At 69.1% G+C, this 26757-nt stretch carries 25 protein-coding genes and 1 riboswitch; of the genes, 12 read left to right on the top strand and 13 right to left on the bottom strand.

The window, feature by feature from the left end; translation table 11 throughout:
* Positions 1-151 precede the first annotated feature (151 nt).
* Positions 152-1663, bottom strand: a complete 1512-nt coding sequence (locus tag LPH33_RS15205; protein ID WP_160875714.1) for a leucyl aminopeptidase — start codon at positions 1661-1663, stop codon at positions 152-154.
* A gap of 155 nt (positions 1664-1818) precedes the next feature.
* Between LPH33_RS15205 and gcvT the strand changes: the two genes are divergently transcribed.
* Together gcvT and LPH33_RS15195 are read left to right on the top strand one after the other, a co-directional pair.
* Positions 1819-2919 (top strand): glycine cleavage system aminomethyltransferase GcvT, encoded by a 1101-nt coding sequence (gcvT, locus tag LPH33_RS15200; protein ID WP_088897262.1) that lies wholly within the window; start codon positions 1819-1821, stop codon positions 2917-2919.
* A 32-nt stretch (positions 2920-2951) separates the two neighbouring features.
* Complete coding sequence (locus tag LPH33_RS15195; RefSeq protein WP_088897263.1) at positions 2952-4058, top strand: branched-chain amino acid aminotransferase; 1107 nt, start codon at positions 2952-2954, stop codon at positions 4056-4058.
* A gap of 93 nt (positions 4059-4151) precedes the next feature.
* On the opposite strand, the gene LPH33_RS15190 is transcribed toward LPH33_RS15195, so the two are convergent.
* Positions 4152-4916, bottom strand: coding sequence for an adenosylcobinamide-GDP ribazoletransferase (locus LPH33_RS15190; RefSeq protein WP_229565054.1), 765 nt, complete (start codon positions 4914-4916; stop codon positions 4152-4154).
* Positions 4916-6007, bottom strand: a complete 1092-nt coding sequence (gene cobT, locus LPH33_RS15185) for a nicotinate-nucleotide--dimethylbenzimidazole phosphoribosyltransferase (protein WP_229565053.1) — start codon at positions 6005-6007, stop codon at positions 4916-4918. Before cobT ends, LPH33_RS15190 begins: the two co-directional genes overlap by 1 nt.
* A 123-nt stretch (positions 6008-6130) precedes the next feature.
* Here cobT and LPH33_RS15180 point away from each other — a divergent pair, with 123 nt between their 5' ends.
* On the top strand, positions 6131-6364 hold the full coding sequence (locus LPH33_RS15180) for a hypothetical protein (protein WP_016693857.1): 234 nt from the start codon (positions 6131-6133) through the stop codon (positions 6362-6364).
* A gap of 13 nt (positions 6365-6377) precedes the next feature.
* Here the strand turns inward: LPH33_RS15180 and LPH33_RS15175 are convergent, their stop codons facing one another.
* Positions 6378-7052, bottom strand: a complete 675-nt coding sequence (locus LPH33_RS15175; protein ID WP_088897266.1) for a DUF3043 domain-containing protein — start codon at positions 7050-7052, stop codon at positions 6378-6380.
* Positions 7053-7193: 141 nt separating this feature from the next.
* Here LPH33_RS15175 and LPH33_RS15170 point away from each other — a divergent pair, with 141 nt between their 5' ends.
* Together LPH33_RS15170 and LPH33_RS15165 are read left to right on the top strand one after the other, a co-directional pair.
* Positions 7194-7544, top strand: a complete 351-nt coding sequence (locus tag LPH33_RS15170) for a HesB/IscA family protein (protein WP_006554400.1) — start codon at positions 7194-7196, stop codon at positions 7542-7544.
* A gap of 134 nt (positions 7545-7678) precedes the next feature.
* Complete coding sequence (locus tag LPH33_RS15165) at positions 7679-8653, top strand: carbohydrate kinase family protein (RefSeq protein WP_088897267.1); 975 nt, start codon at positions 7679-7681, stop codon at positions 8651-8653.
* A gap of 73 nt (positions 8654-8726) precedes the next feature.
* Here LPH33_RS15165 and asnB read toward each other — a convergent pair whose 3' ends face one another.
* Positions 8727-10652, bottom strand: a complete 1926-nt coding sequence (asnB, locus tag LPH33_RS15160; RefSeq protein WP_106199390.1) for an asparagine synthase (glutamine-hydrolyzing) — start codon at positions 10650-10652, stop codon at positions 8727-8729.
* Between the two features lie 353 nt (positions 10653-11005).
* On the opposite strand from asnB, the gene LPH33_RS15155 reads away from it, so the two are divergent.
* Together LPH33_RS15155 and LPH33_RS15150 are read left to right on the top strand one after the other, a co-directional pair.
* Positions 11006-12091: a cytochrome c oxidase subunit II gene (locus LPH33_RS15155; RefSeq protein WP_106199391.1), complete on the top strand. Its 1086-nt coding sequence runs from the start codon at positions 11006-11008 to the stop codon at positions 12089-12091.
* A gap of 33 nt (positions 12092-12124) precedes the next feature.
* Positions 12125-12541 (top strand): cytochrome c oxidase subunit 4, encoded by a 417-nt coding sequence (locus LPH33_RS15150; RefSeq protein WP_145691205.1) that lies wholly within the window; start codon positions 12125-12127, stop codon positions 12539-12541.
* A gap of 87 nt (positions 12542-12628) precedes the next feature.
* Here the strand turns inward: LPH33_RS15150 and LPH33_RS15145 are convergent, their stop codons facing one another.
* From LPH33_RS15145 to LPH33_RS15120, 6 genes are all read right to left on the bottom strand, one after another.
* Positions 12629-13639 (bottom strand): MerR family transcriptional regulator, encoded by a 1011-nt coding sequence (locus LPH33_RS15145; RefSeq protein WP_229565052.1) that lies wholly within the window; start codon positions 13637-13639, stop codon positions 12629-12631.
* A gap of 4 nt (positions 13640-13643) precedes the next feature.
* The gene (locus LPH33_RS15140; RefSeq protein WP_160875726.1) at positions 13644-14327 is read right to left on the bottom strand and encodes a HEAT repeat domain-containing protein; all 684 of its coding nucleotides are present in this window, start codon (positions 14325-14327) and stop codon (positions 13644-13646) included.
* Positions 14328-14489: 162 nt separating this feature from the next.
* On the bottom strand, positions 14490-16151 hold the full coding sequence (locus LPH33_RS15135; protein ID WP_160875728.1) for a cytochrome b: 1662 nt from the start codon (positions 16149-16151) through the stop codon (positions 14490-14492).
* Positions 16148-17275, bottom strand: a complete 1128-nt coding sequence (locus LPH33_RS15130; protein WP_059380914.1) for a ubiquinol-cytochrome c reductase iron-sulfur subunit — start codon at positions 17273-17275, stop codon at positions 16148-16150. The genes LPH33_RS15135 and LPH33_RS15130 overlap by 4 nt, the downstream gene beginning before the upstream one ends.
* Complete coding sequence (locus LPH33_RS15125) at positions 17272-18108, bottom strand: c-type cytochrome (RefSeq protein WP_174479564.1); 837 nt, start codon at positions 18106-18108, stop codon at positions 17272-17274. The genes LPH33_RS15130 and LPH33_RS15125 overlap by 4 nt, the downstream gene beginning before the upstream one ends.
* Positions 18109-18208: 100 nt before the next feature.
* Positions 18209-18823 carry a cytochrome c oxidase subunit 3 gene (locus LPH33_RS15120; RefSeq protein WP_059380916.1) on the bottom strand — a complete coding sequence of 205 codons (615 nt, stop codon included), beginning with the start codon at positions 18821-18823 and terminating at the stop codon, positions 18209-18211.
* Positions 18824-18997: 174 nt separating this feature from the next.
* Between LPH33_RS15120 and LPH33_RS15115 the strand changes: the two genes are divergently transcribed.
* Both LPH33_RS15115 and trpD read left to right on the top strand, forming a co-directional pair.
* Positions 18998-19453, top strand: coding sequence for a hypothetical protein (locus LPH33_RS15115; protein ID WP_160875730.1), 456 nt, complete (start codon positions 18998-19000; stop codon positions 19451-19453).
* A gap of 63 nt (positions 19454-19516) precedes the next feature.
* Positions 19517-20596: an anthranilate phosphoribosyltransferase gene (gene trpD / locus LPH33_RS15110; protein ID WP_229565051.1), complete on the top strand. Its 1080-nt coding sequence runs from the start codon at positions 19517-19519 to the stop codon at positions 20594-20596.
* A 79-nt stretch (positions 20597-20675) separates the two neighbouring features.
* Here the strand turns inward: trpD and LPH33_RS15105 are convergent, their stop codons facing one another.
* Together LPH33_RS15105 and LPH33_RS15100 are read right to left on the bottom strand one after the other, a co-directional pair.
* Positions 20676-20951, bottom strand: a complete 276-nt coding sequence (locus LPH33_RS15105; protein ID WP_016693842.1) for an Lrp/AsnC family transcriptional regulator — start codon at positions 20949-20951, stop codon at positions 20676-20678.
* A gap of 32 nt (positions 20952-20983) precedes the next feature.
* Positions 20984-22732 (bottom strand): DEDD exonuclease domain-containing protein, encoded by a 1749-nt coding sequence (locus LPH33_RS15100; RefSeq protein WP_160875732.1) that lies wholly within the window; start codon positions 22730-22732, stop codon positions 20984-20986.
* 450 nt (positions 22733-23182) lie between these two features.
* Positions 23183-23348, top strand: a riboswitch (cyclic di-AMP (ydaO/yuaA leader).
* A gap of 15 nt (positions 23349-23363) precedes the next feature.
* Between LPH33_RS15100 and LPH33_RS15095 the strand changes: the two genes are divergently transcribed.
* The 3 genes from LPH33_RS15095 (at position 23364) to LPH33_RS15085 (ending at position 26681) form a co-directional block, all read left to right on the top strand.
* Positions 23364-23945, top strand: a complete 582-nt coding sequence (locus LPH33_RS15095; RefSeq protein ID WP_059380920.1) for a C40 family peptidase — start codon at positions 23364-23366, stop codon at positions 23943-23945.
* Positions 23946-24220: 275 nt separating this feature from the next.
* On the top strand, positions 24221-25264 hold the full coding sequence (locus LPH33_RS15090) for an NlpC/P60 family protein (protein ID WP_160875896.1): 1044 nt from the start codon (positions 24221-24223) through the stop codon (positions 25262-25264).
* Between the two features lie 76 nt (positions 25265-25340).
* Positions 25341-26681: a hypothetical protein gene (locus tag LPH33_RS15085; RefSeq protein ID WP_016693838.1), complete on the top strand. Its 1341-nt coding sequence runs from the start codon at positions 25341-25343 to the stop codon at positions 26679-26681.
* Positions 26682-26757: the final 76 nt, after the last annotated feature.

Raw genomic sequence — 26757 nt, 5'->3', positions numbered from 1 at the left:
GGGGCATGGCCCCTCCCATCCTTGCACCTATCTTTCGGTGATGTTCGGGGAGGGGCGGATCACCTCACACCGTGGGTTCCGCTGTTGCCGATCACACCGGTCCTCTCCCTTGCCCGGGCGGGCCCGTAGGCGAGAGGACCGGTGCGGGAGATCATCCGTTGGCGGCGACGTCCTCGATCACGGCGAGCATCGTGCGCACGGGCACGCCGGTGCCGCCCTTGCCGACGTAACCGAACGGTCCGCCGGTGTTGAAGGCCGGGCCGGCGACGTCGATGTGCGCCCACTGCACACCCTCGGCGACGAACTCCTTCAGGAAGATGCCGGCCGTGAGCATGCCGCCCCACCGGTGCGGGGAGACGTTCGCGAGGTCGGCGACGCGGGACTCGAGATCACCGCGCAGTTCCTTCGGGAAGGGCATCGCCCAGCCGTTCTCGCCGACCTCCTGGGACAGCGCGGCCACGCGGTCGCGGAACTCGTCGTGACCCATGACGCCCGGCGTCCGGGTGCCGAGGGCGACCATCTGCGCGCCGGTGAGGGTCGCGGTGTCGATGAGGTAGTCGGGATCGTCCTCGCACGCACGCACGATGGCGTCGGCGAGGATCAGGCGACCCTCGGCGTCGGTGTTGATGACCTCGACGGTGGTGCCGCCGTACTGGGTCAGCACGTCGCCCGGACGCTGCGCGGTCGACGACGGCATGTTCTCGGCCATCGGCACGGTCGCGGTGACGTCGGCGGCGACACCGAGTTTCGCGGCGAGCACGACGGTCGCGACGACCGCGGCGGCGCCGGCCATGTCGGAGGTCATCGCCTCCATGCCGGCGGCGGGCTTGATGGAGATGCCGCCGGTGTCGAAGGTGATGCCCTTGCCCACGAGCGCGACCTTCGGGGCCTTGCGCTTCTTCGACGAGTAGGACAGACGGACGAGGCGCGGGGGACGCGACGAGCCCTTGCCGACGCCGACGATGCCGCCGAAGCCCTTCTTCTCGAGCGCCTTCTCGTCGAGGATCTCGACCTTCAGGCCGGCGGCCTCACCGAGTGCCTTCGCGCGCTCGGCGAACTCGGCCGGGAACAGGTGGCTCGGCGGGGTGTTCACGAACTCGCGGGCTGTCGCGACGGCCTCGGCGATCGCGACGGAGCGGGTGAGCGCCGCTTTCGCCGCGCGGTCGCGGGTCGACGGCACGAGCAGCTCCACCCGCGCGACCGGCCGTGCGTCCTCCTTGGGGGCGGACTTCTCCGACCGGAACTCGGTGTAGGTGTAGGCGCCGAGCGCGAAGCCCTCCGCCGCGGCCCCGAGGTCGACGGCGGACAGTGTGGTCGCGACCGTCTCCACACCCGTCAGTGCGCGTGCCGCGGTCCCGGCGGAGCGGCGGACCTGCTCGGCGTCGATCTTGTCGGCGTCGCCGAGACCGACGGCGAGCACGCTCGCCACGGGCAGGGAGGCAGGGGCCGGCACGCGGGTGAGTTCCTCGCCGCGGCCCTTCGCGCCCACGGCGACCAGGGAGTCGAGCAGTTCGCCGAGTACCGCCTCGTCGATCGGGGCGTCACCCGCGAGGATCTCCGGGGTGCCGTCGGACGAGGTCACGCCGATCACCAGGACATCGGCTCGTTTGGAAACCGAACCGGCGAGAACGAGTTCGGGAAGATCGGGAGTGGGTGCACTCACAGGGCATCTCCTTGGAGCTTGGTCGGGAACGAGCGAGTCGTTCTCTTGCGGCGTCGTTCGGTGCGAGGGGAATCGCCTCGATGCCATCGACCCTAATGACAACGACGCCCGGCGTCGCTGTCGGACACGGTGGCGGTGGGATAGCGTCGTACGCCATGAGCGACGAGGAACTGAAGCAGGGCCCCATCCACACCGTGCACGTCGAACTCGGTGCGACCTTCGCTCCGTTCGGCGGCTGGGAGATGCCGGTCTCCTACGCCGGGACGGTCGCCGAGCACACGGCCGTGCGCGAGAACGTGGGACTGTTCGACGTCAGCCACCTGGGCAAGGCGCTCGTCGCCGGACCGGGTGCGGCCGAGTTCCTCGACACCACGCTCAGCAACGACCTCACCCGCATCGGTCCCGGCAAGGCGCAGTACACGCTGTGCTGCACCGAGAACGGCGGTGTCGTCGACGACCTGATCGTCTACCACGTCTCCGACGACGAACTCTTCCTCGTTCCGAACGCGGCCAACACCGCGGCGGTCGTCGAGGCGCTGTCCGCCGCGGCGCCGGCGGACGTCACAGTGACGAACCAGCATCGCGACCACGCGGTGTTCGCCGTCCAGGGGCCGAAGTCCGTCGAGGTCCTCGAGGCGCTCGGCCTGCCCACCGACATCGCCTACATGGGCTTCGCCGACGCCGAGTACGAGGGTGCTCCGGTGCGCGTGTGCCGTAGCGGGTACACCGGTGAACGCGGCTACGAGGTGCTGCCGCGCTGGGACGACGCCGAACGCGTCTTCCGTGCCCTGCTCGACGCCGTCCGCGCCCAGGGTGGTCAGGCCGCCGGTCTCGGCGCCCGCGACACCCTGCGCACCGAGATGGGCTACGCGCTGCACGGGCACGAACTCTCGGTCGACATCTCCCCGCTCGAGGCGCGGGTCGGCTGGGCCGTGGGCTGGAAGAAGCCGCAGTTCTGGGGTCGCGACGCCCTGCTCCGCGAGAAGGAGACGGGCCCGGCGCGGAAACTGTGGGGCCTGCGGGCACTCGACCGCGGCGTCCTGCGTCAGGATCTGACCGTGCGTCGCGACGGCGACGAGGTCGGGCGGACCACCTCGGGCACCTTCTCTCCGACCCTCAAGATCGGTATCGCCCTCGCGCTGCTCGACACCTCCGCCGGACTCGAACCGGGCGACGAAGTGACCGTGGATGTGCGCGGACGATCGCTGCGTGCCGAAGTGGTGGCTCCGCCGTTCGTCGAGGACCACACCAGATAATGGTTTTGCGGGCGGTTGTACCATTGTCCTCCATGACAGGTGTCCTCGAATTCGCCCGCGTCCAGCATCCTTCACCGAGCTCTGCGGAGCGGCGACAGGAGATTCTGTCGAATCCCGGATTCGGGCAGCACTTCACCGATCACATGGTGTCGATCACCTACACCGACGGAATCGGCTGGCACGACGCGAAAGTCGAGCCGTACGCGCCGATCCCGCTCGACCCGGCCGCGATGGTCCTGCACTACGGGCAGGCGATCTTCGAGGGTCTCAAGGCCTACCGCCAGGCCGACGGCAGCATCGCGTCGTTCCGCGTGAACGCCAATGCCGCGCGCATGAACCGGTCCGCGGAGCGGCTCGCGATGCCGTACCTGCCGCCGGAGCTGTTCGTGAAGGCGATCACCGAGTTGGTCGAGGTCGACGACGAGTGGGTTCCCGCCGCCGGCGGTGAGGATTCTCTCTACCTGCGTCCGTTCGCGTTCGCGACCGAGCCGGCTCTCGGCGTGCGGCCCGCGAAGGAGTACAAGTTCCTCGTCATCGCGTCCCCGGCGGGTGCCTACTTCCCGCGCGGCGTGAAGCCCGTCAACGTGTGGCTCTCCCGCGAGTACGTGCGCGCCTCCCCGGGCGGCACCGGTGCCGCGAAGTTCGCCGGCAACTACGCGGCCTCGCTCGTCGCGCAGGCGCACGCTGCCGAGCAGGGCTGCGATCAGGTGGTCTGGCTCGACGCGATCGAGCGCAAGTACGTCGAGGAGATGGGCGGCATGAACCTGTACTTCGTGTACGGGTCCGGTGCCGATGCGCGCCTCGTCACGCCGGAACTGTCCGGCTCGCTGCTCCCCGGCATCACCCGCGACTCGCTGCTCACCCTCGCCAAGGACTCCGGTCTCGCGGTCGAGGAGCGTCGCATCAGCACCGACGAGTGGCGTGAGAAGGCCGGCAGCGGTGAGATCACCGAGGTGTTCGCGTGCGGTACCGCCGCGGTCATCACGCCGGTCGGCAGCGTCAAGGACAAGGACGGCGAGTTCACCATCGCCGACGGCGAGCCCGGCCCCATCACGATGGCCCTGCGCGACACCCTGACGGGCATCCAGCGCGGTACCTTCGCCGACACCCACGGATGGATGACGACGCTGCGCAAGTGACGTAGCCACGAACGACGCGAGGGGTGCTGCCGGATTCCGGCGGCACCCCTCGTCGTTTCGGGGGGAGCGCGATCTATTCGGGGGGAGCGCGATCTAGAGGAGGCTCGCCGCTGCGACTGCGACGGCGGCGACCGTGCCCTCGGTGACCGCGCCGAGCACGTCGCCGTTCGTGCCGCCGAACCGCGCGGCGCAGTGACGGGCGAAGAGCACCGCGACGACCAGCACCACCGTGACGACGACCGGTCCCGCCCAGACGGGACCGGGCAGGCACACGAGCGACAGTGCCACCGCGGCCACCGTCCACACCGCGATCGGCACGACGCCCTGCGTCCCTGCCACGAGTGCGCCGAAGCCGCTGCCGGGTGCGGCCGCTACGCCGCGCCGGCACGCGACGACCACGGCGACACGTCCCGAGAAGACCGCGAACGCGACCGCCCACCACGCGTCGGTGTCGGCGAGCGCGCCGAACGAGGCGGCCTGCAGACCGAGGACGACGACGAGCGCCGCGACACCGAAGGGACCGGCGCCGCCGCTGTGCATCACCTCGCGCGCCCGCTCGGGCGGGCCGTAGCAACCGAGACCGTCGGCGGTGTCGCTCAGCCCGTCGACGTGCATTCCCCGGGTGCCGACCGCCAACACCCCGACACACACCAGGCCCGTCACCAGTGGTGGCGTCTCGACGGCGGAACCGACCAGGCAGACGGCCGTGGCCGCGGCGGCGAGTACGGCACCGGCGATCGGCGCCGCGGAGATCGCACGTCCGGCGACCGTCCGGTCGATCTCCGACGGGCCTCGCGCGGGCAGCACCGTCAACCATGACAGGGCCAGCGCGACCCCGCCGAGCCAGGCGCGGATCATCAGTCGGCGGTCGCCGGGGTGCTCTCGTCGCGGGTGCTCACGCCCGCTTCGGAGAAGGTGGCCATCTGCGCGAGGATCGCGACCGCACCCTGCAGCACCGGCAGCGCCGTCACGGCTCCCGAGCCTTCGCCGAGGCGCATACCGAGGTCGACGATCGGCTCGAGCCGGAGGTGGCGCAACGCGATGGTGTGGGCGGGTTCGGCCGACCGGTGACCGGATATCCACCAGCGGGCCGCGCCGGGTGCGAGTTCCTCGGCGACCATCGCGGCGGCGGTGACGACGACCCCGTCGAGGATCACCGGCGTCCGGCGGACCGCGGCCTGTGCGAGGAAGCCCGCCATCGCCGCGAAGTCCGCGCCACCGGCGGTGCGCAGCAACGCGACGGGATTGCGCACGTGGGGCCGTGCCCGCCACATGGCGTCGCGGATCGCGGTGACCTTGCGCATCCACCCCGCGTCGTCGACGCCGGTGCCGCGGCCGACCGCGGCCACGGGTTCGGTGGAGGTGAGGGTGGCGATGAGAACGGTTGCAGGAGTGGTGTTCCCGATCCCCATATCGCCCGCGACGAGCAGATCCGCGCCTTCGTCGACCTCGCGGTCGGCGAGCGCACGGCCGGCCGCGATCGCGCGGACCGTCTCGTCGTGCGTCAGTGCGTCCTCGCGGTCGATGCTGCCGCTCGAACGCCGGATCTTGAACTCGGACACCTCGGGGGAGGTGTCGCTCTCGACGGCCATGTCGACGACTCGCACGCTCGCTCCCGCGGCGGCGGCGAGCACGTTCACGGCGGCGCCTCCCGCGGACAGGTTCGCGACCATCTGCGCGGTGACCTCCGGCGGGTAGGCCGAGACCCCGTTGCGCGCGACGCCGTGATCGCCTGCGAAGACCACGACCCGCGGCCGGCGGAAGGCATGGGGTGGGACCTCGCCCTGGCAGGCGGCGACCCAGCACCCGAGTTCCTCGAGCCGTCCGAGTGAACCGGCGGGCTTCGTCAGATCCCGCTGGCGTTCCTCGGCGGCGACGCGTGCTTCGAGATCGGGTAGGTCGACGCGCGGGAACTCGACGTCGGCGGGGGAATCGGAACCGCTGGTCACAGGTCACCTCTCGGACGGATCTTCACGCGAGAACGCTATCAATCGCCCGGTCTGGCAGAAATCCGACGTTGTGCGTCATTGCTGCCACTGTCGGGCGAACGAGTTCGGTCGGAGGATCGAAGCATGATCGAACTCACAGTCACCGTCGTGGTTCTGTCCACCCTGGTCGTCGGTCTCGAGGTGCTCCGCCGGCGGACCGCTCCCGCGCCGGCCTGGGTCCGGCGCGCACCCTGGCGGTTCCACTGGGAACGCCCCGCACGGACGACTCGGCCGCGGCACCGCATGTCGCAGGACATGCAGGCCGCGGCCGAGATCCGGCGGCTACCGCCGGTCGTGTGCGGTGCGCCTCACAACTGAGGTCGCTGGAAGGTCAGACGGCGTCGCCCGGGCCGACCCGGGGGAGCGGGGCACGCAGCTTCTTGATCTGGGAGGCGCGCACGAAGGCGTACCAGCCGAGCCCGAAGCCGCCGTCCGTCGAATCCGGGAAGCGCTCACGCGCCTTCTTGTTGACCATGCGCCCGAGGTAGATGCCCTCGATGATCATCAGGAACATCATCACGAACATCGCGAGCGTGACGTACTGCTGCACCACCGGTCCGAGGAACATCGACATGATGAGCACGAGCGCGAGCGGCATGAACAGACCGACGAGATTGCGCCGGCTGTCGACGATGTCGCGCACATAGGCGCGCACCGGGCCGCGGTCGCGGGGGAGCAGGTACTTCTCCTCACCCGCGAGCATCCGGTTGCGGCGCTCGGACGCGTCGGCGCGACGCTGCGCGGCGGCCGCCTTGCGTTCCTCCTTGCTCTGCGACTTGCGCGCGGCCTTGCGGCGCTCGCGTGCTTCCTTCGCAGTCAGGGGAGCAGGAGCGACGGGACCGCGACGACGGTTCTCGGCGTCGCGCCGCTTCGGCGTCGGACGCCCCTTACCGGTCGTCGTCTTCGCGGACGCGGAATCGTCGGGAGTCGCGGCCGGGGAGTCCTCGGTCGCAGGAACCTGGTGATCGGCGGAGTCGTCGGAACCACCGCGGCGTAGCAACTTCACACCACCAGGCTATGGGATAGTGGAGAGAAGCGGGAAATTCCGCACGCCATACCACGCTCGGCGCAACTCGTCCACGAGGAATAGATTCCGGCGCGGTACCGTTGAACCATCGGGTTTCGACACGAACGACAGGGAGCGCCCATGACTGTGCAGCAAGAGACCGATACTCACGGCGTCATCCTGACCGAGGCCGCCGCTGCGAAGGCGAAGGCACTGCTCGATCAGGAGGGCCGTGACGACCTCGCACTGCGTATCGCCGTGCAGCCCGGAGGCTGTGCCGGTCTGCGGTACCAGCTGTTCTTCGACGACCGCACGCTGGACGGAGACCTCACGAAGGAATTCGCCGGTGTGACGCTCGCCGTCGACCGGATGAGCGCGCCGTACGTCGAGGGTGCGTCGATCGACTTCGTCGACACCATCGAGAAGCAGGGCTTCACCATCGACAACCCGAATGCCACGGGGTCGTGTGCCTGCGGCGACTCGTTCAACTGAGCTGAGGACGCACTTCGGAACCCCGGCGCTTCACGGCGCCGGGGTTCCGTCGTTTCCGCGGTAGTACCGTGGGACCGCTACGGCTCTCCGTGTGAGCAGCCACACCATCGACATCCGCGGAAAGGCTCAGCCACGTGACCATCGCCGTGACCGGCTCCATCGCCACCGACCACCTCATGCGCTTCCCCGGCCGGTTCGCCGAGCAGCTGCTCGCCGACCAGCTCGCGCACATCTCCTTGAGCTTCCTCGTCGACGACCTCGTCGTCCGGCGCGGCGGAGTGGGCGGCAACATCGCCTTCGCGATGGGTGTCCTGGGCGGAACGCCGGTACTCGTCGGCGCCGTCGGTGCCGACTTCACCGAGTACCGCACGTGGCTCGAGGACCACGGCGTCGACTGCTCGTCGGTGCGGATCTCCCAGACCGCCCACACCGCCCGCTTCGTGTGCACCACCGACCTGGACATGGCGCAGATCGCCTCGTTCTACCCCGGTGCGATGTCCGAGGCCCGCGAGATCTCCATCGGCGACGTGGTGAACAAGCACGGCGTCGACCTCGTGCTCGTGGGCGCCAACGACCCCGACGCGATGATCCGGCACACCGAGGAGTGCCGCCGGCTCGGCGTCCCGTTCGTCGCCGATCCGTCCCAGCAGCTCGCCCGCCTGGACGGACAGCAGACCGAGCAGCTCATCGACGGCGCCGAATACCTGTTCACCAACGAGTACGAGTGGGGTCTGCTGCTGCAGAAGACCGGTCTCAGCGAGGACGAGGTGCAGGCGAAGGTCGGCATGCGCATCACCACCCTCGGCGGCGACGGCGCGAAGATCGTCGACCGCGACGGCAACCAGGTGCAGGTCGGTGTGGTTCCCGAGCGCGCCAAGGTCGACCCCACCGGTGTGGGCGACGCCTTCCGCGCCGGCTTCCTGCTCGGCCACCGCTCCGGTCTGAGCATCGAACGGGCCGCGCAGCTGGGCTCGCTGGTCGCGGTGCACGTCCTCGAGACCACCGGCACCCAGGAATGGACCTTCGACCGCACCGATGCCCTCAAGCGTCTCGCCGACGCCTACGGCACCGCGGCAGCCGACGAGATCGGCGCGGTCCTCGGCGCCTGATCGCCGGCCCCGGAACGACGAACGGCCGCGAGCACCCGGTAGGGGAGCTCGCGGCCGTGTCTCGTCGTGACCGTCAGATCTCGACCGGGTAGGCCGGCTCCTGGATCTGCGGCACGATGCGCTTCTCCACGAAGATGCCGTGCCAGATCATGAAGCACAGCACCGTCCACAAGCGGCGGCTGTGATCGATCGGGCCGGTGCGGTGCTCGTCGAGCATCTTCGCCACCGCGGCCTTGTCGAGCAGGTGGTCGGTCTGCGACTCGGCGATCACCTCGTGCGCCCAGTCGAACAGCTCCGTGCCGGCCAGCCAGTGCCGCAACGGCACCGGGAAGCCCAGCTTCGCGCGGTGCAGCACGTGCGGCGGGACGATGCCCTCCAACGCCTGCCGCAGCGCGTACTTGGTCGTCTGTTTGGTGATCTTCTGCTCCAGCGGAACCTGCGACGCCACCCGGAACACCTCGGAGTCCAGGAACGGCACGCGCAGCTCGAGCGAGTTCGCCATCGTCATCTTGTCGGCCTTGACGAGGATGTCGCCGCGCAGCCACGTGAACAGGTCGAGATGTTGCATCCGCGCCACCGGATCCCAGCCCGCCGACTGCGCGTAGATCGGCGCGGTGACGTCCTGATGCGTCCACTCCGGACGGAAGTCGCGCAGCACCGAGCGCAGCTGCGCGTCGTTGAAGCTGCGGGCGTTGCCGTAGTAGCGCTCCTCGAGCGTCATCGAGCCACGGTGCAGCAGGCTCTTGCCGCGCGTGCCCTCCGGGATCCGCTCCGACAGCTTTCCGGCGGCCCGCCGCAGCGCCGGCGGCAGGAACTCGAACGGACGCAGCGACAGCGGCTCGCGGTAGATCGTGTAACCGCCGAACAGCTCGTCGGCACCCTCACCGGACAGCACGACCTTGACGTGCTTGCGCGCCTCGCGGGCGATGAACCACAGCGGCACGAGCGCCGGATCGGCCACCGGATCGTCGAGGTACCAGATGATCTCCGGGATGGCCGCGGCGAACTCGCTGGGGGAGACCACCCGCACCACGTGCCGGGCACCGATCGCGGCGGCCGACTCCGCGGCGACGTCGACCTCGGAGTAGCCCTCCCGCTCGAAACCGGCGGTGAAGGTGATGAGCTTCGGGTTGTGGCGCATCGCCAGCGCGGCGATGGCCGTGGAGTCGATGCCACCGGAGAGGAACGACCCGACGGTCACGTCGGCGCGCATGTGCTTGGCCACCGAGTCCTCGAGGGCCTCGGCGATCTCGCGATAGCGATCCTGCTCGCGGCCGGCCGCGAACGGCCGGACCGGGAAGGTGGGGTGGAAGTAGCGCGTGATCTCGGGCTCGGCGCCGGGCGTGATGCGCGCGTAGCAGCCCGATTCGAGGCGGCGGATCCGCCGGTGCAGCGTCTCGGGCTCGGGAACGTACTGCAGCACCGTGTAGTGCTCGATCGCACGGGGATCGAGCTCGGTGTCGATGCCGATCACGTCGGCGAGCTCGAGCAGGCTCTTCTTCTCGCTGCCGAAGGCCGTACCGCCGGTACCGGTCGCGAGGAACAGCGGCTTGATGCCGAACTGGTCGCGGGCGACGAACAGCTCGCGGGTGTGCGTGTCCCAGATCGCGAAGGCGAACATGCCCCGCAGGCGCTGGACGGCGCGCACGCCCCAGTGGTGGTAGGCCGCGACGATCGCCTCGCTGTCGCCCTCGGTCGCGAAGGAGGTGCCGAAGGTCTCGGTGAGTTCCTTGCGCAGTTCGAGATAGTTGTAGATCTCACCGTTGAAGGTCAGCGCGTAGCGGTCGGGCTGCTCCGGCGGGCCCCAGCGCAGCGGCTGATGCGAGTGCGCGATGTCGATGATCGACAACCGGTTGAATCCGAAGACGAGGTCGGCGTCGTGCCAGGTGCCGTGCTCGTCGGGGCCGCGATGGCGCAGGCAGTGCATCGCGGAGTCCACCTTCGCGACGGCGTCGTCGCTGGTGCCGTCAGTGGTCAGAAACCCGAGCAATCCGCACACGCGTGGGTTACCTCATTCCGGTCGGGGGTGTCGCGAAGAACCCCGGTGGGTGCCCAGCGCGGGACACCGCACCGCGCATGACACCGGGAACTACCACTCGGGGTCCGGCGTTCGTTCTACCGAAGTATGCCGCAGACGGTCGACACCGGGCAGCCGCGCCCGGGCGCCACCGATGATCACTCGTCCGACAGGAGAAGACCGACGTCACGAGCCGGGTCTTCCGGTCGAAACGCCCAGTCCGACACTTTCTTCGTGCCCCGGCGATGGATAGCGCCCGGGTTTGGTCTACGCTGCGTAGTAATTGGGCCGGCCCTCCGGGTGTGCCCTAGTGGAATTGCGGCGATCAGGAAGGCGTGAACGTGGCGCAAGGTCGGATCCTTCGGCGGTTCGGGCTCGCAGCATCACTCGGCATTGCAGCCTTGGTGCTGACCGGGTGCTCGAGCGAAGAAATCCTTCGTTTCGGCTGGCCGGAGGGCATCACTCCTCAGGCCGAGCGTATGCGTGAACTGTGGACGTGGTCGGTTGTCGCCGCCCTCGTCATGGGAATTCTCGTGTGGGGACTCACCTTCTGGGTGATCATCGCCTACCGGCGTCGGAAGGACGATCCGGAGTTCCCGCGTCAGACGGCGTACAACGTGCCGCTCGAGCTGGCTTACACCGCGGCGCCGTTCGTCGCCGTCTGTGTTCTCTTCTACTTCACGGTCGTGGTGCAGAACTACGTCCTGGAGAAGGAGGACAACCCGAACGTCGTCGTCGACGTGACGGCATTCCAGTGGAACTGGAAGTTCGGTTACCGGACCATCGATCTGCAGGACGGCACCGCGCGGTACGACGGCACCGACGAGGTCGCCCAGGACGCGGTCGCACTGCAGCCGTACGAGCCGGGCACCGACGGCGAGCACTCGAACGACGAGGGCGGACATGGTGAGGCTCCGGGCCCCATCCACGGTAAGCCCACGGAGGACCTGTCCTACCTCCACTACGACAAGATCGAGACGATCGGCACCAGCGAAGAGATTCCGGTGCTCGTGCTTCCCACCGGCAAGCGCATCGAGTTCCAGCTGGCGTCCTCCGACGTCATCCATTCCTTCTGGGTGCCGGAGTTCCTGTTCAAGCGTGACGTGAACCCGAACCCGATCGAGAACAACTCCGATCCGGTCTTCCAGATCTCCGAGATCGATCGTGAGGGCTCGTTCGTCGGCCGCTGCGCCGAGATGTGCGGCACCTACCACGCGATGATGAACTTCGAGGTCCGCGCGGTCAGCCCGGAGGACTTCGCCCGGTACATCGAGCTCCGCAAGCCGGTCGAGGACGGCGGCGAAGGCCTGTCGAACGCTCGTGCGCTCGAAGCCATCGGCCAGAGCCCGATCGCTACCTCGACGACTCCGTTCAAGACCGACCGCACGGACCGGTCGGCGACCGTCGCCGCAGGCGAGTGACGGCCACCTCCACCGACAAGGACAAGTGCTGATATGAAGATCGAAGCCAAGCTCTTCGAGGTCGTGACGGTGTTCTTCGTGCTCGTCGCCATCGTGTACGGCACGTTCACCGGGCTGTCGGACAAGGGCATCGAATGGGCCGGCCTGACGGCCATCGTCCTCTCCGCCGGACTGACCCTGATCGTCGGAACCTACTTCCGTTTCGTCGCACGTCGTCTCGACACCCGTCCCGAGGACTACGAGGACGCGGAGATCAGCGACGGTGCGGGCGACCTCGGTTTCTTCAGTGCGGGTAGCTACTGGCCGATCCTGCTCGCCGGTGCGGCAGCTTTCGCCGCCATCGCGCTGGCCTTCTACCAGCCGTGGATGATCGTCCTCGCGGTCGCACTCATCCTGGCTGCAGCCGCCGGTCTCGTGTTCGAGTACCACATAGGACCCGAGAAGCACTGAGCCGACACTCTCGACGCACACGGGCGCCGCACCTTCGGGTGCGGCGCCCGTGTCGTTCTCGGGGTGTCGTTCTCGGGGTGTCGTTCTTCAGGGAGCCCGGCGGGTGGTGAGGACGACCCTCGCGGTCGCCGCGACCGTGCGATCCGGGTCGTCGCTCAGCGCCGCGAGAGCGTCGTCGGCGGCCGGTCCGGGGATCTCCGCGAGTGCCTGCGTGAGACGCAGCCGGACACCGGCATCGCCCGCGCCGCCGAGTGCGAGCTGCAGCGACCGCACGATCTCGACGGACGACAGCGCCCGGTCCGCGAGCACGCCCAGAACCTCGGCGGCCTCGACGTCCGACCGGCCCTCCACGATCATCTCCACGAGCACGGGTACCGCGGCGTCCACCCCGCGCGCCCCGAGCGTCAGAGCCGCCGTGGCGCGCGCCTTGGCATCGGCGTCGCCGAGAGCCTCCTCCAGGAGCGTCGTCGATTCGGGCACACGGAGTTCCGCGAGCGTCGCGATCACCCGTCGCCGCACCGGCACCTCGTCGGAACGCAGGCCCTCCGCAAGTGCCGGCAGCGCAGCGTCGACCGCACCCACCGATCGGGCGAGCGACCAACGCAGAGCGCCGGCGACGAACGGATCCTCCTCCGACAGTGCCGCCCGGACCAGCGCTGCGACCGGCAGCGTCGTGTCCTCGTCCTGGGACAGGATCGCCTGCTGGCGCCGCGAGCCGGAATCGGATTCGAACGCGCGCAGCAAGGCGACGAGGCGCAGGACGTCGTCCCAACCCGTGGGGGAGGCCGAGTCGACGCCCTCCAGGCGGGCGAGGAGCTCGGTCTCGGCGGCGATCCGTTCGCGCGTGTGCGCGATCAGCTCCTGCACCAGCTCCGCCGGCGCGAAATCCGGCTCCCGCAACGCTCGTCCGACCTCGTCGAGAGACAGACCGAGACTCCGGAGACTCTCCACGTGGAAGAGCCTCCGGAGATCGTCGTCGGTGTACTCGCGGTAACCACCCGAGGTGCGGCCCGTCGGCGTCACCAGCCCCAGGCGGTCGTAGTGCCGCAGCATGCGGGTGCTGACACCGGAGCGCCGCGAGACCTCACCGATCAGCACCGGCTCACTCCCGGATCCCGTCCGCGCCGAGTGCGGCGACGCGTTTCGCCGACTCCACGGAGAGGACGAACGCGCTGTCGGGGTCGACGCGGATCCTTTCGGTGGCCTCCGCGTGGGCGCGGACGCGCGGGTCGGAACTGTTCATCGCCGCGTGCAGGACCGGCACTGCGGCCTCGTCGAGCGCCGCGAGAGCGCGACCGAGGCTCAGTTGCAGGTCGTGGTCGCCGCGGCCCAGTTCGGCGCCGAGAGCCGCAGCGAGGCCGCTCTCCGAGCCCGGTGGCACGAGAGCGACCGCCGCGCGCCACGCGCTGCGTGCCACCTCGTCGTGCTCGTCGTGGAGCATCCCCGAGACCTTCGGCCACGCGACGGGATCGCCGATCTTCGACAACGTGTGCAGGGCCTGACTGCGCGCCTGCGAGACATCCGAACCGAGCTCGGCGAGCAGCCGCGGCACCGTCACCCCGGCCGGCAGGCGGCACAGCGCCCAGGTCAGCATGTCGCGGACGAAGAAGTCCGGCTCCACCGCGCACCGGTCGACGAGAGCCGTCACCGTCCCGGGATCGGCTGCGGTACCCGACTCGAGTGCGGCGCGCAGACGCACGGAGGCGTCGTCGGCGGACAGGGCCTCGACGAGGCAGGTGGACGGGGCCTCGACGAGGCGGGTGGACGGGTCGTGATGTGTGCGCATGGGAGGCACCTCCTTCACGACCCATTCGAGCGCTTGTCACAGTGTCAAGGTCAAGACGTACGCTACGGACGATATCCGGTGGGGGAGGGGAGAACCCCCGAACGACGAACGGGGCCCCGGACCGTGATGGTCCGGGGCCCCGTTACGAGCCGCTGATGCGGATCAGTGCTGCGACTTGTCGGGCAGCTGGGCTGCGCCGTCTCCGTTGCCGTGGACGCGCTCCTGGTACTCGCGGAGCGTGTTCCGCAGCTCGAGCTCGGCCTCGTGGTGGGCAGCCTCGAGAGCAGCGGCCTCGTCGGCCGGGTCCGGGCTCCACCAGCTGCCGGAGCCGGGCTTGCCGGCGGTGCCGAGCTTGTTCATCCGCTTCGGAACCGGGGCGGCCTGGTACTCCAGCGGGATCGGATGGCCGTGCTCGTCCACCGGGCCGAGCGGCTGGTGGATCTCGATGTACTCGCCGGTCGGCAGGCGACGGACGATGCCCGTCTCGATGCCGTGCTCGAGCACCTGACGGTCGCTGCGCTGCAGACCCAGGCAGAACCGGTACGCGATGTAGTAGGCGAGCGGCGGAAGCAGGACGAGGCCGATACGGCCCATCCAGGTCGTCGCGTTGATCGAGATGTCGAACTTGTACGCGATGATGTCGTTGACACACATGATCGTGGCGACGGCGTAGAACGCCAGGGCCATGAACCCGATACCGGTGCGGACCGGCACGTCGCGCGGACGCTGGAGCAGGTTGTGGTGTGCGTCGTCCTTCGTGAACTTCTTCTCGATCCACGGGTAGACCGTGAGCACGACGAACACCAGGCCCATGATCAGCGCGATCCAGAACGGCTGCGGGATCGTGTACCGGCCGAACAGGTACAGCTCCCAGGCGGGCCAGATACGGGCCATGCCGTCCGTCCACATCATGTAGATGTCGGGCTGCGAGCCGGCGGACACCTGCGACGGGTTGTACGGGCCGATGTTCCAGACCGGGTTGATCTGCAACAGGCCGGACATCAGGGCGAGTACCGCGAAGGTCATCGCGAAGAACGCACCCGACTTGACGGCGAAGACCGGGAGGATACGAACGCCGACGACGTTCTGCTCCGTGCGGCCGGGGCCGGGGAACTGCGTGTGCTTCTGGTACCAGACCAGCGCGAGGTGCGCGGCGATCAGGGCCAGGATGATGCCCGGGACGAGCAGCACGTGCAGCACGTAGAAGCGCGGGATGATCAGCTCACCCGGGAAGTCGCCACCGAAGATCGCCCAGTGCATCCACGAACCGATGATCGGGATCGAGAGCGTGATGCCCGAGAACGCGGCGCGGAGGCCGGTGCCCGAGAGCAGGTCGTCGGGGAGCGAGTAACCGAAGAAGCCTTCGAACATCGCCAGGATGAGCAGCAGCGAGCCGATCACCCAGTTGGCCTCACGCGGACGCCGGAACGCACCGGTGAAGAACACGCGCAGCAGGTGGACGACGATCGACGCGGCGAACATCAGTGCTGCCCAGTGGTGGATCTGTCGCACGAACAGACCACCGCGGACCTCGAAGGAGAGGTTCAGGGTCGTCTCGTAGGCGCGGGACATGCCCACACCGCGCAGCGGCGTGTAGACGCCGTCGTAGATGACGTGCGCCATCGACGGGTCGAAGAACAGGGTGAGGAAGACACCCGAGATCAACAGGATGACGAAGCTGTAGAGCGCGATCTCACCCAGGAGGAAGGACCAGTGGGTGGGGAACACCTTGTTGATCTGGCGGCGGATGCCCGCGGACAGGTGGTAGCGAGAATCGAGATTCTCGCCGATCTGTGCGGCGCGGGACGGGGTTGCAGTACTCACGGGCGACGCTCCCAGAATGCCGGGCCGAGTGCCTCGATGAAGTCACCGTTGGCGACCAGGAAGCCCTCTTCGTTCACTGTAATCGGAAGCTGCGGCAGTGCGCGAGCAGCGGGACCGAAAATCGGCTTGCCGTACTCCAGCGCATCGAACTGCGACTGGTGGCACGGGCACAGGATGCGGTGCGTCTGCTGCTCGTAGAGCGAGGTCGGGCAGCCGAGGTGCGTGCAGATCTTCGAGTACGCGAAGTAGTCGCCGTAGTTGAAGCTCTCCTGGCCCTTGCGCTTGACGACACGCTCGGTGTCCTCGGTGCGCAGGCGGATGAGCATGACGGCGTTGCGGATGCCGCGCAGGCTCTGCAGCAGAGCGTGGTCGTCACCGCGATCGGACTCGCGGAACGGGAACACCGTCTCCATACCGCCGGCGTCGAGGTCCTCCGGGCGCACCAGGACGATGTCCTGGGGACGACCGGTGTCGCGACGCAGGTAGATGGTCTCGCCGGGGTAGCGCGGGGTCCAGCCCGACACCCACAGCGACGACTGGTCACCCTCGGCCCACGGGTTCTTGATCAGGCCGCCGAGCGGCATGATCAGACCGAGGCCGAGCGCGCCACCACCGAAGATCGCGGTGCGCTTGATCAGCTTGCGACGCGGCAGGGTGGACGTCTCGAGCGAGTCGGAGAGCTCGGCGACGATCGTCTTGCGATCGACCTCGGGCGAGCCGCCGTCGTGCCGATCCTGGATCGACACCTCCTCCGGGATGAACTTCTTGGTGAACTGCACCGCGCCCACGCCGATGCCAAGGATGGCCAGACCCAGGGTCAGGCCGAGCATCGGGGTGTAGAGGCTGTACCAGCCGTAGTTCTCGTCGCCGATGCCCTGGTACTCCCACGGCCAGAACAGGTAGATCGCGATGAACGCGACACCCGCGATGCCCGCGAGGGCGAACCAGAAGGCGACGTTGCGCTCGGCCCGCTTCTCGGCACGGGTGCCTTCGACGGGCCAGCGGTCCTTGCGGAACGCGACGTCGACGCCGTCGAGGTTCGTGCCGAGCGTGACGAGGTCGTCCCGGCTCATCCGGTCGAGATCTTCGACCGTGTGCTTGTTCGGCGTTTCGCCGCCACTCATGACCTTGCTCCGATCCACAGTGCAGCGCCGACGACGGCGACCATGCCGACGACCCACATGGTCGGCCCTTCGGCACCGGGGCCGAAGCCGCCGAGCCCGTAGCCACCCGGGTCTCTCGTCTCACTGGCGGACTTGATGTACGCGATGATGTCCTGCTTCTCCTCGACCGTCAGCTGACGATCGGAGAACTTCGGCATGTTCTGGGGGCCGGTGAGCATCGCGGTGTAGATCTGCTGCTCGTTGGCCGGATCCAGGTTCGGTGCGAACTTGCCGGACGAGAGCGCGCCGCCGCGTCCGGTGAAGTTGTGGCACGACGCGCAGTTCTGGCGGAAGAGCTCCGAACCGCGTCCGATGTCGTTGCCGCGCAGCGACGACTGGGCGATCTCGCCGTTCTCGTCGCGGATGACCGTCGGGCCTCCACCGTTGGCCTGGATGTACGCGCCGAGGGCGTCGACCTGCGCACCGTCGAACTTCGGGTCCTTGCGGAGGGCCTGGGCCTCGTTGCGCATCATCGGCATGCGGCCCGAGGAGACCTGGAAGTAGACGGCGGCCTCGCCGACACCGATCAGGCTGGGACCGCGGTCCTGGACACCCTGGAGGTTGACACCGTGACAGGTCACGCAGGAGGTCTCGTAGAGCTGTTGACCCTCGCGGATCAGAGCGCTCTGGTCGTCCTGCGCTGTAGCCACCTGCGGGGCAGGTGTCAGCGCGGAGGCGATGAAGCCTGCGCTGAGGAGACCGAGCGCGAGGACCAACGCTCCGGTGACGCGCCGGCGCATCTTGCGCTGGCGGCGGGACTTCGCAGCATCGGCTGCAGAGGATCGACCGGGCATGTCACCCTCGGAGGCGAGAGGTGGGGATGAACTCATCTGTATCCCTTTTTTTATGTCGGGACGGACTGGACGTCAGGGGGCTGCCTGGGCGTTCAGCTGGCTAACGGATGAAATAAATCGTGGCAAACAGCGCGATCCAAACGATGTCGACGAAGTGCCAGTAATACGAAACGACGATGGCTGCAGTGGCCTGCGCAGGCGTGAACTTGCTGACCTTCGTGCGGAACAGCAGGAACACGAATGCGATGAGGCCGCCGATGACGTGCAGGCCGTGGAAACCGGTGGTCATGTAGAACACCGAGCCGTACACGCTGCCGGGGATGGTCGTGCCGTCCTTCACCAGGGTGATGTACTCGTAGCCCTGGCCGAGCACGAAGAAGGTGCCCATGGCGAGGGTGACGATGTACCACCGTCGCAGGCCGAAGACGTCGCCGCGCTCGGCGGCGAAGACGCCCAGCTGGCAGGTGAAGGAAGAAGCGATCAGCACCATGGTGATCGGTACCGCCAACCACAGGTTCAAGTGGGTGGGCGGGGGCGGCCACATGCCCTCCGGGGCCTGTGCCCGTGCCACGAAGTACATGGCGAAGAGCCCTGCGAAAAACATGAGCTCACTGGACAACCACACGATGGTGCCGACGCTGACCAGGTTGGGCCGGTTCAACGAGTGCACGCGCTGTGTGATTGCAGATCCTGAAGTCCCTACTGCGCTCGTCACGCTGGCTAGTATGACCCGTCGTAGTACGTCTTGGGCAATCGGGGCCGAAATCGGCGCGTCCGTGCAGGTCCCGGACCTGTATTTCTCCAGGTGGGCACTCGGTGGCGGGTGCTCGGAGGGGTGCCACACGGGACATTTCGGAGGGTCGCGGAGGTCACGTGCGATCGTGGTGACATGAGTACCGGAAAGGGTCTTCGGGGGTGGCTGCGGTCGCTGGTCGGCCGGCGCAGCGAACCGCTCGACGCGAACCGGGCCGACCTGGTCGTGGTCGTCTCGTCCTTCGACGACGCGGAGGCGTGTTCGACGGCGCTCGAGCGTGCCGCCGAGGCGACACCTGCGTGGCAGGCCGAGGACGAGACGGTTCTGCGGCACCACCTCGCCCTGCCCGCCGACAGGGTGGACCGGGCGGCGGAGTTGGCCGGGCAGGACGGCTACGTCGTGGCCGGGACCGGCGACGGGAACGTCCCACCCGCGGCCGTCGATGGCGCTTCGGTGATCCTGCAGCGCGTGCAGGTCCTCGATGCACTGCACTGTGCGCAGGAGAAGTCGCGCATGGCCTCGCTCGCCCAGCGGCTCGGTGGAACGGCCCTGGGATGGGACGCTCTGCAACCGCAGGATTCCGCTGGCTAAGCTGACCGGTCGGAGGGCACGCCGGTGCCCGGTGAGGAGCGAGATGCGGCGAGGGCAGGTGCGATGAACGCGACGCGAGACGCGGACGAGGTGACGCAGAACTGGCCCTCCGTCCTGGGAGTGCTCACCGCCGGGCAGAACCTGTCCGCCGCGGAGGCGCGATGGGCGATGAGCGAGATCTTCTCCGACAACGCCACTCCCGCTCAGATCGCGGCCTTCGGTGTCGCTCTGAAGATGAAGGGCGAGACACCCGAGGAGGTGCGGGCACTCGCCGACACGATGCTCGACTACGCCCGGTTGGTCCCGGTCGACGGTGACGTGGTCGACGTCGTGGGCACCGGTGGCGACCGCGCGAACACCGTCAACATCTCCACGATGGCCTCGCTGGTCGTCGCCGCAGCGGGTATCCGCGTGGTCAAGCACGGCAACCGCGCCGCCTCGTCCAAGAGCGGCGGCGCCGACGTGCTCGAAGCGCTCGGAGTGCACATCGACCTCGGGCCCGACGAGGTGGCCCGCTCGGTCGCCGAGGCAGGGATCGGATTCTGTTTTGCGCCGGTCTACCACCCGGCACTGCGTTTCGCGGCCGCACCGCGCAAGCAGATCGGTATCCCGACGGTCTTCAACGTCCTCGGCCCGCTCACCAATCCGGCCCGTCCGAGCGCCGGCCTGATCGGATGCGCCTTCGAACCGCTCGTCCCGACCGTCGCGGGCGTGCTCGCGCAGCGCGGCAATTCGGCGCTCGTCGTGCGCGGCGACGACGGTCTCGACGAACTGACCACCTCCACGACCTCGAGCGTGCACATCGTCCACGGTGGCGAGGTTCGGGTCGTGACGCTCGATCCGCGCGACCTCGGTATCGAACGGGTTCCGCTCGAGGCGCTCCGCGGGGGCGACGCCACGGAGAACGCGGCGGTCGCGAGGGCCGTCCTGGCGGGGGAGAAGGGACCGGTGCGCGACGCCGTGCTCCTCAACGCTGCCGGGGCGATCGCAGCCTTCCGGGGTGTCGACGGCGTGCTCGAGGATGCCCTCGCGGCCGGACTCGAGACGGCGGCGGAGGCGATCGACAGCGGCCGGGCCACGGCCGTCCTGGAGCGGTGGGCCGAGGTCACCACGCGGCTGGGTGCCGGTTCCGGACAGAAGTGACCGGAGAACAGTAAGGACACACGAACGGGCCCGCACTGCACAGGTGCGGGCCCGTCGGTCGTCGGTGGTGCTGCCGGTGTCAGTTCCCGATCGAGAAGCCGGCCTCGACGTCGGCGCTCGAGTACGACTGGAACGCGATGTGGGTGACGGTCTTCGTCACGCCGTCGATCTTGTTGATGCCCCGGGTGACGACGTCGGCGATCTTCTCGTGGTCGCGGACCCGGACGACGGCCACGAGGTCGACGTCGCCCGCGCAGGAGTACACCGTGTCGACGCCGTCGAGGTCGGCCACCGCTTGCGCGGTCTCGGGGATACGGTTCGCCTCGGCATCGATCAGGACGATCGCGTTGATCATGGGGTCTCCTTCAACCTTCCTCGGGGATTGCATCAGCCTAAGCGGTGCGGCTCGTCGGCGGAGAGGAGCCTGCGGACAGCACGGGCGTCGCGTGCGAGCTCGGCCCACGCGCTCCACCGGCCCGCACCCCGCGTCGGTTCGCACCAGCCGTCGCTGGCCCGGACGATGCGGATGCCCTCGCCGTCGAGCCATCGCGCCACCAGACCGATCTCCTCCGGGGACGCGCCGCGGAGCGGGCCGGGTGACGGCCGCACCGTCTCGGCCGCGGCGACAATCGCCTCGACGACGGGCATCGGGCGCACACCGCGCGGTGCCACTCCGGCGGACGCGAGACGACCGGCGCGGACGACGGCGAACTCCCACCCGCCCTCGGCCCGCGGTCGCGCGGCGACGAGTTCGTCGACAGCCGCCAGTGCCGCGAGGCGTTGCGTGCGCCGCAGTGCGACGAGAGCGGCGGCGAGGCGGTCGCGCAGGCGGGCGGCGTTCTCGAACAGTTGGTCGCGTACGAGGGCATCGAGGCGCTCCTGCGCCGTCTCGACGGCATCGTCGGCGGTCCCGCGGACGACTGCGCGCGCACGCTCGACCTGGGCCGCATAGGCGGAAGCGTCCTGGACCCCGAAGGAGGCGGCGGCACAGCCCCCGACGGCGACAGGCGGGCAGCGGTCGCCGTGGCGGGCCGTACGGCCGATCCTGCGCGTGCATGTGCGCAGACCGCACATCTCCGCGAGCAGTGCCGCGACGTCCGCGGCGTCGGCGCGCACCGAGAACGGGCCGACCGAGTCGGGTCCGGGGGTGCGGCTCACGGCCAGGCGCGGGAACGCCTCATCGGTGAGGATGATCCACCAACCGCGCATCGGATACTTCGATCTGCGGTTGTAAGGAGGTGTGTGGGCCGCGATCAAGCGGAGTTCGCGGACACCTGCCTCGAGCCCGTGGGCGCATTCGACGTGATCGATGCGCGTGGTGAGCGCGACCATCTCGCGCAACCGCGGTCGTGTCTCGGAGCCGGTGAAATAGGTACGGACACGCCGGTGCAGATCGACCGCCGTGCCGACGTACAGCACCTCGTCGGACGGTCCCCGGAACATGTAGACGCCCGGTCTGCGCGGCAGATGCGCGGCGAGCGCGCGTTTGGCCCTCTGCTCGGCGGTGACCACCGGCATGTAGTCGCGCAGTTCGGTGAGGCTGTGGACGCCCTGGTTGCCGACCCGCTCGATGAGGGCGTGCAGGACGTCCACGGTGGCGCGCGCGTCGTCCAGGGCGCGGTGGGTGGGCACGGTGGAGACCCGGAACAGTTCGGCCAATGCGGACAGCTTCACCGACGGCGCTTCGTCGCGTCCGAGGACGCGGCGGGCCAGCTTGACGGTGCACAGCACCTGGAAGCGGGGCCACGCGAGTTCGCACTTCGCGGTGGCGGCCTTGAGGAAGCCGACATCGAATCCGGCGTTGTGTGCGACGAGCACCGCTCCGGACGCGAATTCCAGGAAGGCGGGCAGCACCTCCTCGATCTTGGGCGCCGCATAGACCATCGCAGTGGTGATGCCGGTGAGCTGCACGATGTACGGGGGAATGGGTCGTCCCGGATCGACGAGGGTCGCGAACTCGCCGAGCACCTCGCCCCCGCGGATCTTCACCGCGCCGATCTCGGTGATGGCGTCCTCGGCAGCCTTCCCTCCCGTCGTCTCGAGGTCGACGACGACGAAGGTGGTCTCGCGCAGGGGAGTGTCGAGCTCGTCGAAACCGAGTTGCACGCCGAGGGCGGATGGTTGCGGCGAGGTCATGCGGCAGAGCCTAGGAAGCGTCACCGACACACCGCCGAGCGGGCTTCGGAGCGGCCGCCGGAGGGGGTGGAGACGAGGATCACATCGCGCTTTTCTCGGCCCGATAGGGGGTAGACGAAGGCCGGAAAACAGACCGATCGGCCTCCGAGCACGACAAACCGGCGAATCGGGCGCCTCGCCTCGTGAACAGCCGGTGGGTCCGGACGTTCTGACCTGGTTCTTCCGGAAAGGACTCGGGTGAAACGGGCGCCGGACCTCCCTCGGGTAGAGGTGTGCCGAACAGGGGCCGTTACCGCGCCGTTATCGGACCGTTGCTCCGCGACGGCATTCCCCCAGGAGCGGGCCGAAACGGTCGGCTCGCACGGCGAGGCGGTCGACTTCACCGATGCCGTTTCGTAATCTTTTCGAGACCGAGCGGAGAGTTTTCCGCCCCACCCCCGGGTCGGAGCCGCACGGTTACCGCCTAATCGCTTCTCCCCGTCCTCGGGAGCGGCGAGCCGGGGACCCACACGTAGTACTCGGGGTGAATCCCCTCCGCCGCTCGCGGGGAGGGGTAGGGCTGATCTTCCGGCCCGAACCCGTCAGCTAACTCGGTCGGCGGGTGAACGGAAGAAACGGAGAACGTCCCCTCGTGGTTTCGAACAACAGCAAGCGCACCGTCCGGCGCGCACTCGTCGCCGGTGCCATTGCTCTCGGAGCAGTCACCGTCTCGGCCGGCCCGGCGATGGCCGAGCCGATCAACATTCCCGGTGTCGGAACGTTCGACCTCCCGGCCGGTGTGACCGTGCCGCCGGAGATCGCCAACATCGTTCCGCCGGCCCCCGAGGCCGCCCCCGCGCCCCAGGCCGGTTCCTTCACCGCCCCCTTCAGCTCCGTCGGCCAGCGCGCTGCCGACGCCGCACAGTCGAAGATCGGTGCCCCCTACGTCTACGGCGCTGCCGGCCCGAGCTCCTTCGACTGCTCGGGTCTCGTGCAGTGGGCCTACAAGCAGGCCGGTCTGAGCGTCCCGCGCACCAGCTACGAGCAGGCCTCCGCCGGTGCTCCGGTCGACGTCGCGGCTCTGCAGCCCGGTGACGTCGTGTCCTTCTACGGCGGCAGCCACACCGGCATCTACATCGGCGGCGGCAACATCGTGCACGCGTCCACCTCGAGCCAGCCGGTCAAGATCGCACCGCTGAACTCGATGCCTGTCGACGGCGCCCGTCGCTTCTGATCGGTCGGCGCACGTCGCTTCTGATCGGCCGAAGCTCCCCCCGCTCCAGCGCCGACGCACTTCGCGAGGAGGGTGGGTCCGGTACGTACCGGACCCACCCTCCTCGTGTGTCTGCCCGTCCTTCCCGGTGCAGGAACTGCTTGCACAAACGGCCGTGGCGCGGGAGGGCTACTCGCAGGTAGACACAAACCTATGCAATTCCGTAACCTGATCGAGACCTTTGGGAAAGGATGCGAGCCCACGTGGTTTCCGACAGGACGAAACACCTCGTACGAGTGCAGGACAGGCGACGGACCGGCCGTCCGGCGCTCGTCGTCGCCCTCGTGATGATGGTCCTCGGTTTCACTCTGGCGCCGGCCACGGCGCAACCCGCAGGTGAGAGTCCGGCCGCACGCCTGGAGCACCTCGCGGATCTGTCGCGTCGCAGCGAACAGGCCACCGAGGCACTGCACGCCGCCGGTGCGGATCTCGAAGCGAAGGTCGCAGCGCAGCACGAGGCAGAGGTGCGTGCCGGCCAGGCCGACGAGGCCCTCGGCGCCGCTCGCGCCGAGATCGCCCGCTTCAAGCCCACCGTCGACAAGCTCGCGCGGGCCAACTACCGCGGTGCGCGCACCAACCGGTTGTTCGCCGTGATGGTGAGCGACTCGCCCCAGCAGATGCTCGACCAGATGGTCCTGCTCGACGTCCTGGGCGAGCAGACCTCGCGTGAGGTCGAAGGCTTCCGGGCGGCCACCGCCGCTGCGGCCGAGGCGGCCGTGGCCGCACAGCACGCCGCCGACGAGGCACGTGCCGCCGCTGAGCAGGCCCAGACCCTCCGCGACGAACTCCAGCGGCGACAGGCCGAACTCGAGGAGCAGATCGAAGGGGTCCTGAACGCCTTCGAGGCGCTGAGCGACGCGGAGAAGGCCGAACTCGCCGGCACTCCCTTCCCTCCGGGCCTCGACGCCGAGAAGATCCTGCAGCACCTCGTCCCCGGCAGCAACGGCGCCGCGCTCCGCGCCGCGCTGTCGCGCATCGGCTCGCCGTACGTGTGGGGCGCTACCGGCCCCGACCAGTTCGACTGCTCCGGTCTGATGGTGTGGGCGTACCAGCAGGTCGGCAAGTCGCTGCCCCGGTCGAGTCAGGCCCAGGCGCAGGGCGGCATCCCCGTCTCCCGCGGCAATCTGCAGCCCGGCGACCTCGTGATCTTCTACGACGACGCCTCCCACGTCGGCATGTACGTCGGCGACGGCAACATGGTGCACGCCTCGACCTTCGGCGTGCCGGTGAAGGTCCAGTCGATCGATCGCTTCCCATTCCACAGCGCCCGGCGGTACTGACCGGGTAGAGGCGGGATCGCCGCCGGTGGGCGAGGGCGTACGGGACCACCCTCGGACACCGACCTAGACTGACGCGGTGCCCGCGCGATCGTCCTTCACCGCCGGTACCCGCAAGTGGGAACGTCTCGGCCTGGCCGGACTCGTGGTCGCCCTGGTCACGGCAGGACTGCTGCTGGCCGTCGACCCCGTGGACACCGACGACGCCGACAGCCGGGTACGGGCCGAACTGCAGGTCGTGCTCGACGACTGGGCGCACGCCGTCCGGACCGGCGACGACGGATCCCTCGCGGAGCTGATCGACGACGCGTCCCCGGAACTCCTCGACGCCGAGCGGGAGCGGATCGCGGCGATCTCCGCCGTCCCCCTCGCCGATCTCGGTTACGAACTCACCTCCGAACCCGCGCTGCCCCTGCCGCCCGGGACGGTCGCCCGGTTCGCAGCCGACGAGGTACGGGCGCACCGCGTCCACCTGCGGTACGCCGTGGACGGTGTCGACGACGTACCCACCCGGCGACCGGTCACCGTGCTGTTCGTCCACCGGCCGCAGGGCTGGCGGATCGCCGACGACGCACCCGACCTCGCGGGGGCGCAGACCGTGACCTGGCGAGGGCCGTGGGACCACGGCAGCCTGCATCTCGCGACCGCGCAGACCGAGGGTGGTCGCTCGCTCGTGATCGGACACCCGGACAACGCCGCCTTCGTGGACGACCTGGCCGAGGACCTGCCGTCGGTGGTCGAGGCCGTCGACGACCTGTGGGGCGATTCCTGGCCGCGACGCGCACTGGTGGTCGTGACGTCCTCACGCGAGGAGTTCTCGCACCTCGTCGGTCCGCGGCACGACGGCGACGACATCGCGGCCGTCGCGGTTTCCGACGATGTCGACCACGAGCGCGGGATCGCCACCGGTCAGCGCATCGTCTTCAATCCGGCTGCGAGCGAGCGGCTCGACGACACCTCCCGACGGATCGTGCTCGCGCACGAGACGGTGCACGTCGCCGCGCGGGCCGGCACGGTGGACGGCTCACCGATGTGGGTCCTCGAGGGCTTCGCCGACTACGTCGGCCACCGCACGACCGCGGAGGGTCTCGGCACAGGGCCGGTCGACGTGCAGCGGATCGCGCCGACGCTGACCCGGCAGATGCGGGCGTCGGGTGCACCGACGTCGCTGCCCGCCGATGGCGACTTCACCGGCGACCGGTCGGCGCTCGCCTACGAGAGCTCGTGGTCGATCGCCGCGTACACCGCGGACGAGTTCGGACACGACAGCCTCGTCTCCCTGTACCGCGCCCTCGCCGCGGGTCCCGTTACCGACGAGCGGCTCGACGACGTGCTGGTCGACCTGCTCGGTGTCGACACCGCCGAGTTCGTGGACGGCTGGGGTCGCTGGCTCGGGGAACGCATCCGCGACATCCGCTGACGGGGCACCGTCCGGAACCTGCGACCGTCGCCGCCGCCCGGGACCCGTCGACGCCTTCCCGTCGCGCTGCTTCTAC

The organism is Rhodococcus sp. RDE2 (genome assembly GCF_020885655.1).
In the GTDB taxonomy this organism is placed as follows: Bacteria; Actinomycetota; Actinomycetes; order Mycobacteriales; family Mycobacteriaceae; genus Rhodococcus; species Rhodococcus pyridinivorans.
This window is presented reverse-complemented; position numbering and strand designations above follow the sequence as displayed.

Coding starts and splice junctions, on each gene's coding strand:
- LPH33_RS15190 (WP_229565054.1), bottom strand. CDS start 4,916: ATGATCCGCGCCTGGCTCGGCGGGGTCGCGCTGGCCCTGTCATGGTTG.
- LPH33_RS15150 (WP_145691205.1), top strand. CDS start 12,125: ATGAAGATCGAAGCCAAGCTCTTCGAGGTCGTGACGGTGTTCTTCGTG.
- LPH33_RS15105 (WP_016693842.1), bottom strand. CDS start 20,951: ATGATCAACGCGATCGTCCTGATCGATGCCGAGGCGAACCGTATCCCC.
- LPH33_RS15140 (WP_160875726.1), bottom strand. CDS start 14,327: ATGCGCACACATCACGACCCGTCCACCCGCCTCGTCGAGGCCCCGTCC.
- gcvT (WP_088897262.1), top strand. CDS start 1,819: ATGAGCGACGAGGAACTGAAGCAGGGCCCCATCCACACCGTGCACGTC.
- trpD (WP_229565051.1), top strand. CDS start 19,517: ATGAACGCGACGCGAGACGCGGACGAGGTGACGCAGAACTGGCCCTCC.
- LPH33_RS15130 (WP_059380914.1), bottom strand. CDS start 17,275: ATGAGTGGCGGCGAAACGCCGAACAAGCACACGGTCGAAGATCTCGAC.
- LPH33_RS15170 (WP_006554400.1), top strand. CDS start 7,194: ATGACTGTGCAGCAAGAGACCGATACTCACGGCGTCATCCTGACCGAG.
- LPH33_RS15100 (WP_160875732.1), bottom strand. CDS start 22,732: ATGACCTCGCCGCAACCATCCGCCCTCGGCGTGCAACTCGGTTTCGAC.
- LPH33_RS15115 (WP_160875730.1), top strand. CDS start 18,998: ATGAGTACCGGAAAGGGTCTTCGGGGGTGGCTGCGGTCGCTGGTCGGC.
- LPH33_RS15125 (WP_174479564.1), bottom strand. CDS start 18,108: ATGCCCGGTCGATCCTCTGCAGCCGATGCTGCGAAGTCCCGCCGCCAG.
- LPH33_RS15180 (WP_016693857.1), top strand. CDS start 6,131: ATGATCGAACTCACAGTCACCGTCGTGGTTCTGTCCACCCTGGTCGTC.
- LPH33_RS15195 (WP_088897263.1), top strand. CDS start 2,952: ATGACAGGTGTCCTCGAATTCGCCCGCGTCCAGCATCCTTCACCGAGC.